Genomic DNA, 19555 nt, shown 5'->3' on the forward strand with positions numbered 1-19555 from the left:
ACTTTTCTTTTTGGCAAGATTAATTAAACAAAAAGGACAGTAATCCGGTAACTTTATTTTTATTTTCCCAGCCTTCCCCTCTCATACAGGTATTAAAATAATCCCTACGTTGCCATTCATTCGCATCTGAAGGAAAAGATGTTCCTGCCCCTGAATTTGGAATATCTTTACCATTTATTCTCATTGGAGCAAAAGAAGGTTGACTTGAAGCCACATATCTCGCGGGATATCGCGTATTAGCTTCTTGCATACACATATTTTTAGCGATATCTAAAGGAGATGGTGTGCTGGTGTTTGCTTCCCATTTTTCAGGTGTTGCACAAGCAGAAAGCATAAAAATTGATGTAATGATAATCGTTTTTTTCAAAATAACAGCCCATTAAGACGAATAGGAATCAATTACATTTTAAATTATTATTTGAAAAATTAAATTAAGTTTTTATGAAAACAATATCGTTATATGATAATTAAATTAAAAAAATCAATGAAATCAATATAAAATGAGGAATAACGCCTTGTTTAAATGATCCCGTTTTTATTCTTCGAATAACTTATCAGGACAATCTGAAATAACATCAAATCCTAAATAATAATATAAGTGGTATTTGCTTATATCATCTTTATTAAAGATATGAATTCCTTCAGAACTATAGCAATTTGTTATATTGATTTTTTGATGATCAAAGATAATTTCAGAGTGATTTAATGCTCCTGTTATTTTAATGCTATTTTCCTGATTAGGATTATTAGGATAAATAACAGACATTGATAGCTCATCCATAAAGTCTACGAGTTGAGTTGGCTTTTTATTATAAAGGTATGTATAGGTTATTTTGTCATCGACGGAGTCATAAACTACATTGTATTTATCAGTGATATTAAAATCTTTCCCCTGAAGTAATAAACATTGATTGTTATTTTTATTGGTAGGGTCATTAAAACAGGTGTAAATAAGTTGCTCTGCTAAAGTGGGTTTATCTGTATATAAAATAAGCCCTTCTTCTTTATTGGAAATTAAACCAAGAGAAAAATTATCCGAGCTATTGCTACTAAGTGCAATGCTTTGATATCCCAAAAATGTGAAGAGAATAAAGGTTCTAAGCATACAAGTTACCTTAAAAGTATGAAAAAAATAGTTACGCAATCACCAGAGAATAACGAAAGTAATTAAAAAATCATACAGCTAAAATCGATCAATAAATCGAAATATAAATGACATTAGCAACTCAACTCCGCTTAACCGAATAGCTTTAGAATATCAGGCTATTGATTTAAAAAAGATAATTATTATTTTCCATTTTTTATTCTTTAATTAGCAATATATATACTTTTTACTTGTCTTAACTGGATATCACATTGAAAAAAGAAGGCGAATAATGAAAAAATTACGGATAGGTATGGTTGGGTTAGGGGCAATTGCACAGAAAGTTTATCTCCCTATTTTGAGCAAAACCGCTAATTGGGAATTTGTAGGAGCATTTTCACCAAACCAAGAAAAAGGAAATGCAATTTGTGCCGCTTACCGTATTTCCTATTTTGATAACCTTCACTCTCTTGCTAAACAATGTGATGCCATATTTGTACACAGTACCACTTCAAGCCATTTTGAAATCATAAAATATTTATTAAATGAGGGAGTACATGTTTATGTTGATAAACCATTAACAGAACATATCCATCAATCTGAGATACTCATTGAACTCGCAACGCAAAAAAATAAAAAATTAATGGTGGGGTTTAACCGTCGCTTTGCACCTTTTTACCAATCATTGAAACAAACGATAACGCATCTCTCTTCACTAAGAATAGAGAAACATCGATGTGATAGCATCGGACCAAAAGATACCCGCTTTACCTTATTCGATGATTATTTACATGTTATCGATACTGCACTTTGGTTTGCTGGTTCTAATGCAAAATTATCAAGTGGCAGTATTATTCAAACAGAAAAGAGTGAGTTATTTTATGCTGAACATCATTTAAAAATAGAAGACTGCTGGATAACAACCTCAATGCATAGAAAAGCGGGTAGTCAGCAAGAACAACTCATTGCTATTGATGAAAATGCGATCCATCAAATTACCAATATGAATATGTGGCGTAGTGAAAATAAACAAATACTCACTGAAAAACATCCCGAAAATTGGGATCCGATTTTATTACAACGTGGGTTTATTGGTGCTGTAGAGCATTTTATTCAATGTGTGATGAACGATACTCATCCAATAACAAGTGGTGAACAAGCGATTGTGGCTCAACAGATGATAGAAAAAATGTTAGCTGAACAATAATAATCATGAGCATAAAAAACGGCGTTCAACATACCGTAAACGCCGTTTTTATTATTTTTAAGCTTGAATAAGCTTATTTAGATTTCTTCAAATGTGACATTAAACGCTTACGTTTACGCATTTGAGATTGTGTTAATTTATTTTTCTTATCCGCATAAGGGTTTTCACCCTCTTTAAATTGAATGCGAATTGGCGTTCCCATAACTTGCAGAGTACGACGGAAATAGTTCATCAAATAACGCTTATAGCTATCTGGTAAATCAGTTACCTGATTACCATGAATAACCACAACAGGTGGATTATAACCACCAGCATGTGCATACTTCATTTTTACACGGCGTCCACGAACAATTGGTGGCTGGTGATCATCTTCTGCCATCTTCATGATACGCGTCAGCATTGATGTACCAACACGACGCGTTGCACAGACATAAGCTTCTTGAATAGATTCGAAAAGATTGCCCACACCACTACCATGTAATGCAGAAATAAAGTGAACTCGTGCAAAGTCAACAAAGCCCAGTTTAAGATCAAGCATGGCTTTTACTTGTTCACGATCGTCTTGTGTCATGCCATCCCATTTATTAACAGCAATCACTAATGAACGACCCGCATTCAAGATATAACCTAGTAATGAAAGATCTTGATCAGAGATGCCTTCACGCGCATCAATAACTAACAATGCAACATTAGAATCTTCAATCGCTTGCAGTGTTTTGATAACAGAGAATTTTTCTACTGTTTCTTTCACTTTACCGCGCTTACGAACTCCGGCTGTATCGATGATGATATATTCTTTATCATCACGCTCCATGGGAATATAGATACTGTCGCGTGTTGTGCCGGGCATATCGTAAACAACTACACGATCTTCACCAAGCATACGATTTGTCAGCGTCGATTTACCCACATTAGGACGACCAACGATCGCCAATTTGACAGGTAATGTAGAAGGATCGAAGTCATCTTCTTCCTCTTCTAATGCTTGTGCTTCTTGCTCAGCTTCTAATGCAGCCCAATATGCTGCATTCTCTTCTTCTTCGGTCAGCTCTTTTTCTTCTTCAACCACTTTTCCTGTAATTGGTAATAATGCTTGTTCAATTAATTGAGCCACACCACGACCATGAGAGGCTGCGATTGGGAAAATTTCACCTAAACCTAAAGAATAGAAATCAGCTAACGCAGTATCAGTATCAATACCGTCTGTTTTATTCGCAACTAAATATGTTTTTTTCTCAACACCACGAAGATGTTTGGCAATGCCTTGGTCTGCTGGCATTAAACCGGCACGAGCATCAACTAAAAATAGCACAACGTCGGCTTCTTGAATTGCCTGTAATGACTGTGATGCCATATGGGTTTCAACACCCTCTTCAGCACCATCAATACCACCAGTATCAATAATAATAAACTCTTCGCCCTCTAACTCCGCACGACCGTATTTACGGTCACGAGTGAGGCCTGGAAAATCAGCAACTAATGCGTCTCTGGTGCGTGTTAGTCGATTAAATAACGTGGATTTACCCACGTTAGGGCGCCCTACTAAGGCAATAACGGGTATCATTTTTTGATGCCTCATAAAAATACAATCATAATTCTGATTGTATTTTACATGTAATTACTAAAAAGACGAAACGGCTCCTTTAAAGGAGCCGTAAAATAAATAGATTTGTCAGTAACTAATTACCGACTATAAAGATAAAGCTTACCATCACGAGCTTGGATCATCAGTTTATCATTTACCGCTTGAGGGCGACTTAATAAACCAGAGCTGTTCACTTCGTTTTGTGCAATAAATTTACCTGTCGCGGTATCAATCCAATGGAGATAACCTTCTGCATCACCAACCACTAAATAGCCATCAAAAATAGCAGGTGCGGTTAAATTACGATGCAACAAATCTTCTTGTGTCCATAATGTCACACCATCAGATTTACGAACAGATAAAACTCGGTCATTTTGGTCAACAAGGTAAAGATTATCACCTAATAGCACCATATCATTGACTGAGCCTAAATCTCGTTTCCAAAGAATTTGTCCAGAACGCATATCAAGGCTAACTAAGCTACCGTTATACGCCATTGCATATACAGTATTTTCATCAATAATAGGTGTCATATCCACATCATTTAATCGGCTAATTTCAGTTGAGCCTTTAATTTGTGAAATATTTTGTTGCCAAATCAACTGTCCTTGAGAAAGGATAACTGCACTGACACGGCCATTATCTGCACCAATAATTGCAGCACCATAAGCAACAGCTGGCGCAGACTCACCACGAAGAGATAATGATGGTGTATCTAAATTAACTGTCCATGATATTTCGCCAGTTAATAAATCCAACCCTTGCAATAAGCCATTACTAGTATGGATAAGCACTAATCCATCACTAACAACAGGTTTTGAAATGGCTTCACCTGCAACATCGGCTTCCCAATCAATAGAACCATCATCAGTATTCAGCGCATAAACTTTTGCTTTTTCAGTTCCCACAAAAACGCGAGTACCTGAAACAGTCAATCCACCAGAAAGTAATGCGGATTCATTGGATGAAAGAAAACCGGTTTTAATAGAGAGATCTTGTGACCAAAGCTCTTTACCTGTTTCCAAATCTAACGCTTTAACTAAACCATGGCGATCAGCGACATAGACAACTGGGCCATCCCATGTTGGTGACAAGTGAGAATAGTATTTACCAATACCATTTCCAACTGACTTGTCCCAAACAGCTCTAGGTGTAAACTGGCTCTGCACCTCAGGTAATGGAGACATTGTCACATTATCCTGTTCACTAGAACATCCTGCCAATAAAGCAGATGCTAGTAGACCAACCAGGAGAGTTTTACGCAGTTGCATGTCTGAAGATCCCTTTAATTGGATAAATTATTGAGTTTAAGTTCAACCAGTGAGCGAATAGCACCCGCATTTTCATCAGTTAATGCGCTACGATAAGCAGTTGCCGCACCTGTATTATCGCCTTTTTTCGCTAATACATCACCACGGATATAATTTTTCATTCCATTCCATGCTTTGCCTTTCACTTGCTCTAACGAGATCAAAGCAGCATCAGTTTTATCTAATGCTAATTGTACGCGAGCTAAACGAAGATTTAGCATATCTGCAAATGCATCATTTTTTACTTTTGCAATAGCGGTTGTCAGATGACGCTCACCATTAACTAAGTCATTAGCATCAATAGCAATCTGTGCAAGTTCTAATGACGCTAATGCGCCATACACATCATTTGTATCTGTAACAAACTTGTCGGCTAACGCAATATTTTCAGGGGTCGGTTTAGCGAGTGCTTCACTCACTGTTGCAAAAGCCTCTGCACTTTCTTGTAAGCGATTTGTTTGATGTGATTGCCAATATTTCCAACCAAACACACCACCAAAACCAATAACAGCAGCTAAAACAATGGTTAAACCGTAATTTTTTATAAACTGTTTAATTGCATCAACTTGTTCGTTTTCGGTGCTATAAACTTCCACAAGTCTCTCCTTAACCTAATAACAGAGTCAATTGCTGAGCTAGCTCATTACGAGCAACGATTGTTTGTTCACCTGAACGCAAATCTTTCACTGCAACGGTGCCAGCATTAATTTCATCTTCGCCTAAAATCAATGCAATTTTAGCGCCTTGTTTATCGGCACGTCCTAATTGCTTTTTAAAGTTGCCATTACCATGATTCGTCATTAGACGTAATGTTGGTAACTGGTCACGAATTTCTTCAGCAAGCATTAATGCTGCGCTTTGGCTCTTCTCACCAAAAGAAGCAAGGTAAACATCAGCCACATTAGTATCTGCAACAAATTCAGGGTTAACCGCTTGAACTAATAAAATCATGCGCTCCATACCCATTGCAAAGCCCACCGCAGGCGTTGGATGTCCGCCAAGTTGCTTCACAAGACCATCGTAACGCCCACCTGCGCAAACTGTACCTTGTGATCCTAATGCGCTGGTAACCCACTCAAAAACAGTACGGTTATAATAATCTAAACCTCGCACTAAGCGCTGATTAACACGGTAGGTGATCCCCACAGCATCTAATAATGCACAAAGACCATCAAAGTGTGCTCTTGATTCGTCATCAAGATAATCGAAAAGTTCAGGGGCATCATTCAATAAAGTCTGAATTTCTGGATTTTTTGAGTCTAAAACACGTAATGGGTTAGAATACATACGACGTTTGCAGTCTTCATCTAGCTTATCTACATGCTGCTCTAAGAAAGCGACTAACGCTTCACGGTATTTAGCTCGTGCTTCTAATGAACCAATAGAGTTAAGTTCTAATGTTACGTGTTCTGCAATACCTAACGCTTTCCACCAGCGCGCAGTTAACATAATTAATTCCGCATCAATATCTGGGCCTTGTAGACCAAAGACTTCTGCACCTAACTGGTGGAATTGACGATAACGACCTTTTTGAGGGCGCTCATAACGGAACATTGGCCCTAAATACCATAAACGTTGTTCTTGGTTATAAAGCAAACCATGTTCGATACCTGCACGTACACAGCCCGCAGTATTTTCTGGGCGTAACGTCAGGCTTTGCGCATCTTCACCACGATCGGTAAAAGTATACATTTCTTTTTCAACAACATCAGTGACTTCACCAATTGCTCGCTGAAATAGAGGGGTATGCTCTACGATAGGTGTTCTGATTTCACTAAAACCATAACCCGCTAAAATTTGTTTTAGTGTATTTTCAATTTTCTGCCATACACGAGTGTCAGCAGGTAGATAGTCGTTCATACCACGAATGGCTTGGATTTTTTGTGCCACTTTTCTTCTCTAATAGTTATTAGTTGATTGTTAGGCTGATTATAGAAGCGAAATCAATCAGTATTCAACGTGAAATCAATAGTAAAACTGGCTCATTGATTAATGAGCCAGTTTTTTGAGTGTTATTTATCCAATTGATTTATGTTTATACGCATGCTGTCATCAAGCATTGACGCTTTAGCGCGGATCTTCGCTTCTAATAAATCAATCATATTACCATTATCAAGGCGCTCTTTTTGTCTTACGCCATCTTCATAAAATCCACTGCGTGTTTTAGCACCAGTAACGCCTAACGTTGATACTTCTGCTTCACCAGGGCCATTAACAACACAACCGATAATAGAGACATCCATTGGAGTGATAATATCTTCTAACCGTTGTTCTAATTCATTAACTGTTCCAATGACATCAAATTCTTGGCGCGAACACGTTGGACAAGCAATAAAGTTAATACCACGAGAACGAATACGTAATGATTTTAGAATATCAAATCCGACTTTAACCTCTTCAACTGGATCTGCCGCTAATGAGATCCTTAATGTGTCGCCAATACCTTCTGATAATAAGATCCCTAAACCAATAGCTGATTTAACTGACCCAGCTCTTGCTCCACCGGCTTCGGTGATCCCAAGGTGTAAAGGTTGATCAATTTTTTTTGCTAATAAGCGATAAGAATCTACTGCGAGGAAAACATCAGAGGCTTTTACACTAATTTTAAATTGTTCAAAGTTCAGTCGTTCGAGAATATTGACATGGCGCATTGCTGATTCAACTAACGCTTCAGGTGTAGGCTCTCCGTATTTCTCTTGAATGTCTTTTTCAAGTGAGCCACCGTTTACGCCAATACGAATAGGAATATTATAATGACGAGCACAGTCAACAACTTGACGAATTCGCTCTTCACTTCCGATATTACCTGGGTTAATACGCAGGCAATCAACGCCATATTCAGCGACTTTTAATGCAATACGATAGTCAAAATGAATATCAGCCACTAAAGGCACATTAACCTGTTGCTTAATTAATTTGAATGCTTCGGCAGCATCCATTGTAGGCACAGAAACCCGAACAATATCCACCCCAACACGTTCCAGAGATTTTATCTGGCGAACAGTCGCTTCTACGTCTGTTGTTCGTGTATTCGTCATCGACTGTACAGCGATAGGTGCGCCATCGCCAACAGGAACATTACCTACATTAATTCGAGTAGATTTACGACGAATAATAGGTGATTCTTTATGCATTGATTAATTCTCCCATGCTTCCATGCTTGCTCAAATGTGTAGTCAGATTAAGCGCTCGGTACTGTTATTTTTGCTATTTTTCCAGTAAAACGACTTAAATCAATTGATTCACCATTAAACTGTAAGCGAGTAACAGACGGTGCGCCTATTTTTAGTTTATAAGGTTGCTCACCATCAAATTCCAAACGATCACCCGCTTTCTTAATACCATTAAATAAAATTTTATTTTGAGCATTACGAATTTCTAACCAACATTCACCATCAAACATTAACACTAATTGGTTTGCGACCTCAGACGCTTGTGATGATGTTGATTCTTGTGTTGAATTTGCACGAGAAGTTGTCGATGTTGTTAACGGTGATACCGGTAATGGAACTGTTCTAACTTCTGTAGGTGCAGGTGTCGTCGTTTCAATTGTTGGTGACGTAGCAACATTACTCCCCTGAGTATCGACTAATGGCGATGCAGGTACTTGTAAATTATCACCTTCAGATGTTGACGTATTATCTAAGGTTGCTAATGGAGAATCTACCGTATTAGTGTTTTCTTGTGTACTATTTTGCCCTATGTCTTGTGATGCCATAGAGACTAATTCTTGTTGATCCGCCTGATGACCTTGCCACCACCAAACACCAACGAGTGCGACCATTACAATGACAATCACCCATGTGATTTTCATCAGCCAGCCCTCACGTTTTTTGTGACGTTTACCTAATGAGTAATTTTGTGTGGTTGTCATCCTAATTTGTTTAACGGGCGCTTGTTGGTCGATAAAACCAAGGATGTCTTTTTCAGGAACGCCAACTAATTTGGCGTAAGAGCGCATATATCCACGTAAGAAGGTTGGTGCAATATCAGAAGAAACAGAATCTGTTTCAATTTCGCGAACTGTCGATAACTTCAAACAAAGTCGATCAGCAACAGTTTGTTGTGTTAGCCCTACTTTTTCTCGTGCCTGACGTAAAAGTTGACCAGCTGTTAATTTCACTTCTTCGGTTTTGTTTTCAGTATTCATTAGCAATCTAGGCACTGTGGCTATTGGATGTTTAACATTGATGAACTCGAAAAAGTACCAAATACCTTAACGTTATCACCGCGAATTTTTTGATATTTCATTATTACTTTGCTGGCAAACCAAATAATCTGGCGGTATATCCTCAATTGACACACTATTATTGTTTAATAGTTTTTGTTCACAAAGGAAATTACCATAAAGCCTTAATACATTAACATTTACTGGCTTCGACTTCATCGCTAATTTGTAATAATCTAACGCTTGAATAGAATTTCCCAATAACTGCGATGTTAATGCCATTCCTAAATTAGCTTCAAGGTGATTTGGCATCACCGATAACACTTTTTGGAAATGATATTGTGCGGCTTGGTATTGCCTTTCAGCTAAATAAGCATCACCTAATTGTAAACGTGTCGATACTGCAACACGTTCTTGATTGGCTGATGATTGACAACCTAATGTCAATAACATCAAGCCAATAGTTATAATTACTGATGATATCCTTATCATCTTTATATTCCTTAAATATATTCATCCTTGTTCTCTCTACTTTGCAATTATGTAAGACACTTCACAAAGAAAGAGATATCCAACTGTATCAGACTGCTTTTACTGAAATTAGTTCACCTTGTTGGCGTTTTTTCAGTGTACGTTTTGTGCGGTCAATAACATCACCCGCTAATTGTCCACACGCCGCATCAATATCATCACCACGCGTTTTGCGTACAATTGTTGTAAAACCATATTCCATTAATACTTTAGAGAAACGGTCAATGCGGCTATTAGAACTACGTCCATAGGGTGCGCCCGGGAATGGGTTCCATGGAATTAAGTTAATTTTACATGGCGTATCTTTTAAAAGCTCGGCTAATTGGTGAGCTTGTTCTGTGCTGTCATTAATATGATCAAGCATGACATATTCAATAGTAACTCGCCCTTGGTTCGCATTTGATTTAGCAATATAACGGCGAACACCTTCAAGAAACATTTCAATATTATATTTCTTGTTAATTGGTACGATTTCATCACGAATGTCATCAGTTGGCGCATGTAATGAAATAGCTAATGCTACATCAACGGCATCACCTAATTTATCTAATGCAGGCACAACACCTGATGTAGATACAGTGACACGACGTTTAGATAAACCAAAACCAAAATCATCCATCATGATTTCAAGTGCTGGAATAACATTATTTAAATTCAGTAATGGCTCCCCCATCCCCATCATAACTACGTTAGTAATAGGACGACGGCCAGTCTCTTTTAATGAACCAATAATTTTAGCTGCACGCCACACTTGCCCAATGATTTCAGATACTTTTAGGTTACGGTTAAAACCTTGCTGTGCAGTTGAACAGAATTTACACTCTAAAGCGCAACCGACTTGGGAGGAAACACATAACGTTGCACGATCATCTTCTGGGATATACACAGTTTCGACTTGTTGATCGCCAACTTTAATTGCCCATTTAATCGTGCCATCAGTTGAACGTTGTTCTTCAGAAACTTCAGGTGCTTTAATTTCAGCAATTTCTTTTAATTTGTTGCGTAACACCTTGTTGATATCTGTCATTTGATCAAAATCGTCATAACAGTAGTGATACATCCACTTCATAATTTGGTCAGCACGGAAAGGTTTTTCGCCCATAGAGACAAAAAGCTCTCGCATCTGTTTACGATTTAAATCCAACAGATTAATTTTAGTTTTTTGATTCACAGTATTTTCTTTAGAAACAGCGACAGAAGCGCTTGGCGCTGGGGTGGTAGATTGGGTCATGACATTGCCTCGTTGTTACACTATGCGGCCTGCATTAGCATTGATGCTAATGGGATACTTATATATTTGTATAATTAAACAATAATAAAAAACGCCCTGTTAATAATCAAACAGGGCGTCGCATTGTACTGTTTTTCGCGTAGAGATGCTAATAAATTAGCGTACGCAAACTTCGTTTTCAGTAAAGAAGTAGGCAATTTCGCGAGCAGCAGAAGCTTCTGAATCTGAACCGTGTACCGCATTTTCAGTAAAGCTATCAGCGTAATCAGCACGTAATGTACCTGCTAATGCATTGTCTGGATTAGTGGCACCCATCAGATCACGGTGACGTTGGATCGCATTTTCACCTTCTAACACTTGAACCATAATTGGGCCAGAAGTCATAAATTCAACTAAGCCATCAAAAAATGGACGGCCTTTGTGCTCTTCATAAAAGCCTTCAGCTTGTTCGCGAGTCAAATGCAACATTTTAGCGCCAATGATGCTAAAGCCTGCACTTTCAAAACGGTGGTAGATAGCACCGATAACATTTTTTTTCACTGCGTTTGGTTTGATAATAGAAAATGTGCGCTGAATAGCCATGTCTTACCTCTAAATTATTTTATTAATGATAACTTTTGTTATCTCTTTTATCGCAGATCATGGAAAAACGAATCAAAAACCGCATTCCCTGCAAAAAATAAGGGCTCGATTATAGGAGGATAAAAATGAATTGCACAGATTGAATAACTTTTTTTTTAAAAAACTGTGGCAAAAAAGTTATAAATTATCGATCTAATCACATTTTTAACGTTTCCCATACTCAAACTGAAAAATGAGAATAAAAAAGAACCGTAATGAAACGCTATTAATAATTCTTTTATCTTTATTAAAAAGCGTATTTTAGTTAAAAATCTCTCGGTTCTTGTTTATCTCATCGTTTCAGTTTAACGGAATATAAAATTAACCATATCCGTTTGACCACTTAAATCAAGCACCGATAATTGGTATTTACCTCGTTTCTCTAGTAAATAAGAGAACGTTTCACCATTTTCAGTCTTTCCTATTTGTTCGCCATTTAAAAACCACCATTGCATACCACTTCCACCTTGCGTAGAAACGGTTATTTCAAGATTAGTTTCACTGGGTAATGGTCTTAGTAAATCACCCGCACGAATACCTGAAATAAACAAGGGAATAATATCCTCTTTAATTGGTGGACAAGTTTCAGAAATCGGTGGCAGTCGTTTTGCTCTACGCTCTTTTTCAGGCAACCATGCTTCTAATGCTATCGGCCATAAGGCGATATCTTTTAACGTTGCATTAAGGCAATTAGGTCCTGTGCGTTTACCTTCATTATCTAACCAAATTTTTTCGTTGATCCCCAAAATACCTTCTTGGCTATCATTTAATAAAGTTGGTGGAATGGTGTCATCTAAGATCCAACTTCGACGACTGACTCTACAATTGCTATCTTCTTTTGGTAATGCCTTACCTGTTGGCCAACAAATGGTTGCAGCGGTTACACTACTAGGGCGTAGATCTGTCGGTGGCCGCTGTTTATTTTGGTAGAAATAGCCTGTTAGTAAGTTATTAACTTGATTCATAATAGGTACAGCTGTTGCAAAACCAAATTGTCCTGCAACCGGAGTACCATCAGGCCTTCCAACCCAAACGCCAATGGTATAACGTGCGTTCACTCCAATAGACCATGCATCTCGATAGCCATAACTAGTACCTGTTTTCCAAGCCAAAGGAACTACAGGCGAAATTGCACTATCTGGACGAGGCCTAGCTTCTCCTGCCAAAATACGCCTTGTGATCCACGCGGAACCTGGTGACATTAATACCCGATTCTCGATTATCTGTTCTGGTTTAAAACGTAAAGGTGCTGTTTTTCCTTGCCTTGCCAGCGCACTAAAGGCGGAAACAAGTTCATCCATACGTGTTGCTGTTCCCCCTAAAATCAGAGCTAAATTAGGTTCTGAGCCATAAGGAAAGCGCATTTCAAGGTGATTATGTCGCAATTTTGCTGCAAATTTCTTGGCACCATACACTTCAATAAGTTGTACTGCCGGTAGATTCAAAGAACGACTTAAGGCTTCGCTGGCACTGACTGCACCATTGAAACCAGAGTCAAAATTGCCGGGGCGATAATTATCAAATCGACGAGGTACATCTTGTAAGAGTGATTCCGCATGAATAAGCCCTTCATCTAATGCAAGTGCATAAATAAAAGGTTTTAATGTTGAACCTGGCGAGCGCCATGCACTAATCATATCGACATGGCCAAAGCGCGAATTGTCATTAAAATCCGCAGAGCCGACATACCCTTTGACACTCATATCTGTATGATCAACCACTAAAATAGCTAAGGATGTTTTATCCGCTAGCTGATATTTCCATTGATTGGCAATATCTTCAAGTTGTCGTTGAATATTGATATCAATCGTTGTTGTTATAACAGGCTCTCGCTTTTCGTTATACATACGACGAGCAAGCAATGGCGCCAATTGTGGCGTTTGTCTTGGTGCTAATAAAACCTGTTCTTCTTTTATTTCATCAACTTTTTCTTGTGACCATATTTGATACTCTGCCAGCCTATCAAGCACTTTATCGCGAGCAGCTTGAGCTCGTTCAGGGTATCTATCAGGTCGTAAACGACTTGGTGCTTGTGGCAATACCGCCATTAATGTTGCTTCACCTGCAGACAAATCAGCAGGTGATTTACCTAAATAAGCCCAACTTGCCGCACCAATACCTTCTAAAGTACCGCCAAAAGGTGCTCTATTGAGGTAGATCTCCAAAATTTCGTCTTTTGAGTAATACCATTCTAATTGCAAGGTACGCCAAAGCTGTTTGATTTTTCCGCTCAAAGTTCGGGAGTGTGGATCAATCAGTCGAGCCACTTGCATCGATAACGTACTTCCTCCTGAGACAATCCTTCCTGAGCTTAAGTCTTGCCATGCCGCTCGTAATATTGCCATTGGGTTAACACCGGGATGTTGATAAAACCAACGGTCTTCATAGGTGATAAGAGCATCTAAATATTCAGGAGAAACATCTGCAAGTTTGACATGATAACGCCACACCCCCTCTTTATCAGCAAAACGCCAAAGAGGTGTGCCATCTTGCGCCGTGACAATAGTTGCTATTTGAGGTTCAGGATCAGGGAGAGGCCAAGTTTTATCTGCGATCCAGACTAAAATGGGGGTTACAAACAGAAAAATAATGATAACAGCAATAAGCCGTTTATATCCTAGTTTCATTCAATCACTCAAAGGAAGAAGCCCTTTCCGAAGAAAGGGCTACAAGATTTAAGGAACAATATCAATCTTGGTTTCTGTTGAACCTATTGCTCGCCAATAAGGCACATACATTGATTCAACTTGTGGAGGTGGTACTTGATAGCTACCCGGTGTAACTGCTCTTGCTAAATAGAGTAATGTTGTCGGACGATATCTGTCTACAGAAACCGCAGCAACAAATCGATCATCACGATATTCAAGGTGCTTAATATTAGCTTGCCCCATATCGTCGATAAACTCCTGTAAGTCAGCCGCACTATCACTCAAGCTTGCACTGCTTGATGCTAAGTTTTGATTTTCAATTTCAAGACCCGCAGGTAATAAATCAACAACCAAAGCATCAGGAACATCTCTATCTGCTGAAACTTCTAGTTTCACCACCAGCATTTCACCACTTTGTAAACGATTTGGATGAACGCGATTTCCTTTCAAGTCGTAGTAACTACGATGAACATTTAACACATTACTATAAGGTGCTGGAGCCACTTTCGGATAGCCTACGATATTCATGCGTGAATAAATCGCAGCACCACCACGGTTGTTTAGTTCCAACCCTTCTTGTAATTGCGTTGATGTTAATGTTTCATTCACCGCGCGATCGCTACTGATTGCAGGGATTTGACGATTTACAGCGACCTCCCAAGGTTGCTCAGACATATTAATAAAGAAGCGCCCCGCAAGATATAAAGAGTTGCTTTCTTGTGTTGAGAACCATTCACGACTCGTTAAGTTATCTGATAACGTAATCACACTTGCATCACGAGATTGTGTTTCAAGATTATTTTCACTTAATAAAGCAATAATTAACGCTTGGTCACGAATAACGCTACCGTAATCACCTAACCCATAATTATATTTACGAGTTGTTGTCACACCTTCTGCAATTAAACCTTCTGCACGACTGTTATCACCCATCAATTTTAACGCAATGCCTAATTGAACTAACGCCAAACCACTACCAGCATCATTTCGCTCAAGATAAAGACGACGTAATTCACCTAAAGGTGCTTTTTGCTGATTCGCTAATACAAGTGCTGCATATGCTCTGGCAGAGAAACGGGCAGCATCTTGGTTAACCGCATATTCATAGTTAACCAAGCTTTTATCTTGTAAATAACGCAATAAGCGATCGTTGGCACGTTTTAATGGTTCCGCTGGAACAGCATAACCTTGTTGTGAAGCACGGAATAAAAAGTCAGTGGCATAGGCTGTTAGCCAATACTCTTCACGTCCATCTTGGTTCCATAAAGAGAATCCTCCCTCTGCTTTTTGCATTGTCAGCAGGTGGGCGATACCTTTTTCAATTGCCACTTTTCTATCAGCATCAGTTTGCGTTTTGATCCCTAATTGCTTCAACTCTTTTTCTGTTGAATATAAAGAAGGATAAAGCCCGCTGACAGTTTGCTCTAAGCAACCATAAGGATAAGCAAACAACTCTCTGACATAACGTGCAATCTGTAATGGAGGACGGCTTGTCAGTAATAATTCACCTTCAAGCGTTGAGTTATTAAAACGATTTAAAACGTCTGTTGGCAAACTCCACGTCTCACCATCTTGTAACGTGCTTGCATAATGAAGTGTTTCTGCCGGATAAGCAGGACGAACACCTATATTCCATGTGTTGTGGTAAGGCTTAATTTCTTCACCAGGTACTTTAATACCATAAATAGACAGCGAGAATTCGCCTTGACCAAAGCCATGTTTCGCTTTTACTGGGATCTGAACTTGGGTACGTTCACCTTTTGTCAGCGATACTGTTTTACTTTCTGCACCACCTAATCCTACCAGACCAGAAGCTGTGTAATTTAACGTGATAGATTGTGCGTCATCCGTTAGATTGGTTAAATCTAAAGACAACAGTGCATTATCACCACCCGCCATAAATCGAGGCAATGAAAGTTGAGTCACTAAAGGTGCCGCAATAACCACTTTACCTTCTTGACTACCGAATTTATCAGCTGTCCAAGCTTGCGCCATTAAACGAACTTCGCCATTAAATTCAGGAATAGGTAAAGAAACTTCTCCCTCGCCTTGGGCATTTAATTTTACAGGTGCTGTTTGTTGAGCAATGATTTGCACATCGGTTAATGGTTTTTTACCACCACGAGATAGCGCAGCAGCTTCACCACCATCACCACCAAAGCGCAGATTCGCTAAACGACCTTGCCCTTCAATTAATTGCCCATAAACATCATATTGATCGATGCTGTAACGTTTACGACCAAAGAAGGCATCGTAAGGATCTGGCGTTTTATACTCTGTAATATTTAATACACCCGTGTCTACCGCAGAAACTAAAACATTAATGTTTTCAGGTAATGGCTGGCCTGCAACTGGATTCGCTTTAATGCGGATTTTTAAATCTTGATTTGGACGAATTTTTTCAGGTGCATCAAGTGAAATATCAATCCGACGGTTTTTATCCTGTAATGGTAAATGTAAAATACCAACAGCACGTTTTACAGTCGCTTGTTTTGACGTATCACCAGGCCTTACAACAACAGATGTCAGATAGAGATCGTGTCTTGCCCATTCTTTATTAATAGGCACTTCAACATCGAGTCCTTTTTCTGGCACATCAATTTCTTGCCACCATAAAGGCCCATTACTTGATTCTAATAAGACATAACCTTTGCCCGGATGAGGTGCGACAATGTTTAACTTCACTTTCTCGCCTGGTAAATAACCTTCTTTATCCAGTTTAAGTTTAACTTGGTCTGGTCTTACCGCTCCTGTTCCACCAGTGTTATCCATCCAAGAATATCCCGCCCAGAATCGTAAGCTACTGACTAATTCTGTTTTAGGATCGACCACTTCAATACGGTAAGAACCCCATTCAACAGGGAAGGCCACTTTTGCTGTGCCATCTTTTGCTATTTTGATGGTTTGTTCATCCATTTGCAGATCTTTTTCGTTATAGCCCGATTCCCAGCCATTCGAACTAGACCAACGCCAATAATAATCATGGCGCTCATAGATAAACTTCACTTTAAGATCGTTTGCAGGGAGTTTTTTACCGTCTTGATCTGTATAGACAATTTCAAATTCAGCCATTGAGTTTTCATCAACGCTGTAACCTGATTTATATTTATCTGTACGGTAGTCATAAACTTCTTTTTTAGGGAAGACTGGACGAATACCAGCAAGATGAGTGGCAGGCCAAACAGCTTGCTGATAACGGCGAGTAACCGGGCGCCCACCAGCTTCGAGCAAGCTTGCTTGTAAAATAATATTAATTGGTGATTTCAGTTCAGCATAGCGATCACTATCAACACTTAATTCACCTTGTCCGTCAGAGTCTAAATTAAGTTCAAACTCATCCAATAAACGGCTGAAATTTTCATCTTTTACGGTACCAAATTCATAGCCAGGTAATTTACTGACCGCTTCACGAGAAGCTTTTAAGAAGACTTGTCCTTGTAAGCGATTATCGGCTGCTGGTGCACCATAAAGGTAACGCCCTTCAAGATCAAAATAAGCATCATTACCACTAAGTAGGATGCCTTTTTTACCCGTGATGACTAATGCCATTCGCTCTGGCATAAAGTCTTCAACCTGAAATTCATAGAACCGAGGCGTTCCATCACCGATATCAAAACGCAAAGTACGTGTACCAGTATTTTCATCAGCAGGAATAGCTAATTTTAACTGGTAGAGTCCATTTTCAGGCTGCCATACAAAACTACGTGACACTTGGCCATCTGTTTTGAGTAAATCCACTTTAACGGGTTGCTCTTTAATTGGATTACCGTCGCCATCGCGCAGTAACGCATTAACAATTAAAGTTTCACCTGGACGATAAAGATCACGAGGGCCAAAAGCAAAAAACTGTTTGCTATAACCTTGAGGGCCACCGATATCAAACTCAGAAAGATCAAGCGCAGGTTTACGCAAATCAATCATACTAGTTTGACCATCACGAATAGCCATTAATAAACGCGCTTTATCACTTTTCTCAAGTGTGGCATGTCCTTGGCTATCTGTTTGCGCTTTGGAGATTAAACCGCCTTTTTCATCTAATAAACGGATTTCTACTTCATTTAACGCAGAACCATTTTTAAGTGATTGGGTGAAAACATCTAACGAATCAAGATAACTATGCATCGACAATCCGATATCACTAAAAGTGAATACCGTAGCTGGCACCGTATACGAATATTTACCAGCTTGTTGCATTACAGCAATATAGGCGCCTTCTTTTTTCAGAGCATCTATTGATTTTAATGGTAACAATACATTTTCACGGGTGTTTTTTTCTGTATTTAACTCAAAACGACCGGTATAAACCAAATCAGCTTGAGATAAAAATTCATCAGATTCCCAATAGTTAATGTTAGAACGACTTTCCCATTGCGTTAAAAATTGAGCCAATTGCTCGTCTTTTACACGGAAAAAGTTAACATCTACTTGATCCACATTTAAGGCAATAATAGGTAAGCCTTCCGCAGCATCAAATGGTAATAACGACCCTTTACTAGTAAATCCAACTGAAGGGAAAATTTCTTCTGTGGTTAATTTCTGGCTAAAAGGTGTTGTTAATGTACGTTCATTAATACCTTTGATTTTATCATCAATGGTTAAATTCAATTCTGTTGATGGTGGCAAATGACGAAAACGCAACTCCATCAAGTTGTCTGATAACTCCCACGCACCTTCTAGTTTTCCTTTTTTGGTATCAACAAGATGAATAACGTTATCAAACTTTTGGTCTGGATCAAGAGGTACAGAGAAAGTCACCACCATAGTACTTGCACCATCACGTTGCAGTTCTGATGCATCTAATACAGTGACATCTTTTCCTGCAAAACGCATAGCCAACTCATCACGAACTTCTTTGCTTTTTAATGCAGTTTCATTATTCGTTTTTGTTGTAACTGCTGATCTTTCGCTAGTTTGAGTGGCAGTATCTGGTGTATTTTGAGCTGTGTTTTTTTGCTCAGTTGTTTGTACGTTTTGCGCTTTGTCTGTTGATGACGAGCTTTCATCAGCTTTGTCATCACACCCACTCAGTGCCAACGCAGACGCCAATACAACAGCAAGTGAGCACCAACGATAGCCTCTCTTTTCTGTATATTGTCTAAATTGGTTTTGATTCATATCCATTTCCTTTAAATTCAACCCCTGAATAATGCGATGTTTTATGCAGGCCGGG

The 19555-nt window shown here is 38.8% G+C and carries 14 protein-coding genes; 1 reads left to right on the plus strand and 13 read right to left on the minus strand.

Going from position 1 to position 19555, the window contains the following annotated elements; genetic code table 11:
* Positions 1-19: 19 nt before the first annotated feature.
* Together GTH24_RS13105 and GTH24_RS13110 are read right to left on the minus strand one after the other, a co-directional pair.
* Positions 20-367 (minus strand): hypothetical protein, encoded by a 348-nt coding sequence (locus GTH24_RS13105; protein WP_231619276.1) that lies wholly within the window; start codon positions 365-367, stop codon positions 20-22.
* A gap of 168 nt (positions 368-535) precedes the next feature.
* Positions 536-1105: a hypothetical protein gene (locus tag GTH24_RS13110; protein WP_164526491.1), complete on the minus strand. Its 570-nt coding sequence runs from the start codon at positions 1103-1105 to the stop codon at positions 536-538.
* 271 nt (positions 1106-1376) lie between these two features.
* On the opposite strand from GTH24_RS13110, the gene GTH24_RS13115 reads away from it, so the two are divergent.
* Positions 1377-2291, plus strand: coding sequence for a Gfo/Idh/MocA family protein (locus tag GTH24_RS13115; RefSeq protein ID WP_072068687.1), 915 nt, complete (start codon positions 1377-1379; stop codon positions 2289-2291).
* Between the two features lie 73 nt (positions 2292-2364).
* Here GTH24_RS13115 and der read toward each other — a convergent pair whose 3' ends face one another.
* The 11 genes from der to GTH24_RS13170 form a co-directional block, all read right to left on the minus strand.
* Positions 2365-3855, minus strand: coding sequence for a ribosome biogenesis GTPase Der (gene der / locus GTH24_RS13120; protein ID WP_115350059.1), 1491 nt, complete (start codon positions 3853-3855; stop codon positions 2365-2367).
* Between the two features lie 119 nt (positions 3856-3974).
* Positions 3975-5147 carry an outer membrane protein assembly factor BamB gene (gene bamB / locus GTH24_RS13125; RefSeq protein WP_072068688.1) on the minus strand — a complete coding sequence of 391 codons (1173 nt, stop codon included), beginning with the start codon at positions 5145-5147 and terminating at the stop codon, positions 3975-3977.
* A gap of 14 nt (positions 5148-5161) precedes the next feature.
* On the minus strand, positions 5162-5782 hold the full coding sequence (locus GTH24_RS13130; protein ID WP_072068689.1) for a YfgM family protein: 621 nt from the start codon (positions 5780-5782) through the stop codon (positions 5162-5164).
* Between the two features lie 10 nt (positions 5783-5792).
* Positions 5793-7076 carry a histidine--tRNA ligase gene (gene hisS / locus GTH24_RS13135; protein WP_036912557.1) on the minus strand — a complete coding sequence of 428 codons (1284 nt, stop codon included), beginning with the start codon at positions 7074-7076 and terminating at the stop codon, positions 5793-5795.
* Between the two features lie 122 nt (positions 7077-7198).
* A complete protein-coding gene (gene ispG / locus GTH24_RS13140; RefSeq protein ID WP_072068690.1) occupies positions 7199-8320 on the minus strand; it encodes a flavodoxin-dependent (E)-4-hydroxy-3-methylbut-2-enyl-diphosphate synthase in 1122 nt (373 codons plus the stop codon).
* 47 nt (positions 8321-8367) lie between these two features.
* On the minus strand, positions 8368-9336 hold the full coding sequence (gene rodZ, locus GTH24_RS13145) for a cytoskeleton protein RodZ (protein ID WP_072068691.1): 969 nt from the start codon (positions 9334-9336) through the stop codon (positions 8368-8370).
* A 75-nt stretch (positions 9337-9411) separates the two neighbouring features.
* The gene (locus tag GTH24_RS13150; RefSeq protein WP_072068692.1) at positions 9412-9846 is read right to left on the minus strand and encodes a hypothetical protein; all 435 of its coding nucleotides are present in this window, start codon (positions 9844-9846) and stop codon (positions 9412-9414) included.
* Positions 9847-9934: 88 nt separating this feature from the next.
* Positions 9935-11116: a bifunctional tRNA (adenosine(37)-C2)-methyltransferase TrmG/ribosomal RNA large subunit methyltransferase RlmN gene (locus GTH24_RS13155; protein WP_109407318.1), complete on the minus strand. Its 1182-nt coding sequence runs from the start codon at positions 11114-11116 to the stop codon at positions 9935-9937.
* 156 nt (positions 11117-11272) lie between these two features.
* Positions 11273-11698, minus strand: coding sequence for a nucleoside-diphosphate kinase (gene ndk, locus GTH24_RS13160; protein ID WP_164526492.1), 426 nt, complete (start codon positions 11696-11698; stop codon positions 11273-11275).
* A gap of 344 nt (positions 11699-12042) precedes the next feature.
* Positions 12043-14364, minus strand: coding sequence for a peptidoglycan glycosyltransferase PbpC (gene pbpC, locus GTH24_RS13165; RefSeq protein WP_072068693.1), 2322 nt, complete (start codon positions 14362-14364; stop codon positions 12043-12045).
* Positions 14365-14412: 48 nt separating this feature from the next.
* Positions 14413-19506, minus strand: a complete 5094-nt coding sequence (locus tag GTH24_RS13170) for an alpha-2-macroglobulin family protein (RefSeq protein ID WP_072068694.1) — start codon at positions 19504-19506, stop codon at positions 14413-14415.
* Between the last annotated feature and the right edge of the window lie 49 nt (positions 19507-19555).

This window comes from Proteus vulgaris, assembly GCF_011045815.1.
GTDB classification, from domain to species: Bacteria; Pseudomonadota; Gammaproteobacteria; order Enterobacterales; family Enterobacteriaceae; genus Proteus; species Proteus vulgaris_B.

Excerpts from the sequence above, each read along its gene's own strand:
- GTH24_RS13110 (WP_164526491.1), bottom strand. The coding sequence starts at position 1,105 with ATGCTTAGAACCTTTATTCTCTTCACATTTTTGGGATATCAAAGCATT.
- GTH24_RS13115 (WP_072068687.1), top strand. The coding sequence starts at position 1,377 with ATGAAAAAATTACGGATAGGTATGGTTGGGTTAGGGGCAATTGCACAG.
- der (WP_115350059.1), bottom strand. The coding sequence starts at position 3,855 with ATGATACCCGTTATTGCCTTAGTAGGGCGCCCTAACGTGGGTAAATCC.
- bamB (WP_072068688.1), bottom strand. The coding sequence starts at position 5,147 with ATGCAACTGCGTAAAACTCTCCTGGTTGGTCTACTAGCATCTGCTTTA.
- ispG (WP_072068690.1), bottom strand. The coding sequence starts at position 8,320 with ATGCATAAAGAATCACCTATTATTCGTCGTAAATCTACTCGAATTAAT.
- rodZ (WP_072068691.1), bottom strand. The coding sequence starts at position 9,336 with ATGAATACTGAAAACAAAACCGAAGAAGTGAAATTAACAGCTGGTCAA.
- GTH24_RS13150 (WP_072068692.1), bottom strand. The coding sequence starts at position 9,846 with ATGATAAGGATATCATCAGTAATTATAACTATTGGCTTGATGTTATTG.
- GTH24_RS13155 (WP_109407318.1), bottom strand. The coding sequence starts at position 11,116 with ATGACCCAATCTACCACCCCAGCGCCAAGCGCTTCTGTCGCTGTTTCT.
- ndk (WP_164526492.1), bottom strand. The coding sequence starts at position 11,698 with ATGGCTATTCAGCGCACATTTTCTATTATCAAACCAAACGCAGTGAAA.
- pbpC (WP_072068693.1), bottom strand. The coding sequence starts at position 14,364 with ATGAAACTAGGATATAAACGGCTTATTGCTGTTATCATTATTTTTCTG.
- GTH24_RS13170 (WP_072068694.1), bottom strand. The coding sequence starts at position 19,506 with ATGGATATGAATCAAAACCAATTTAGACAATATACAGAAAAGAGAGGC.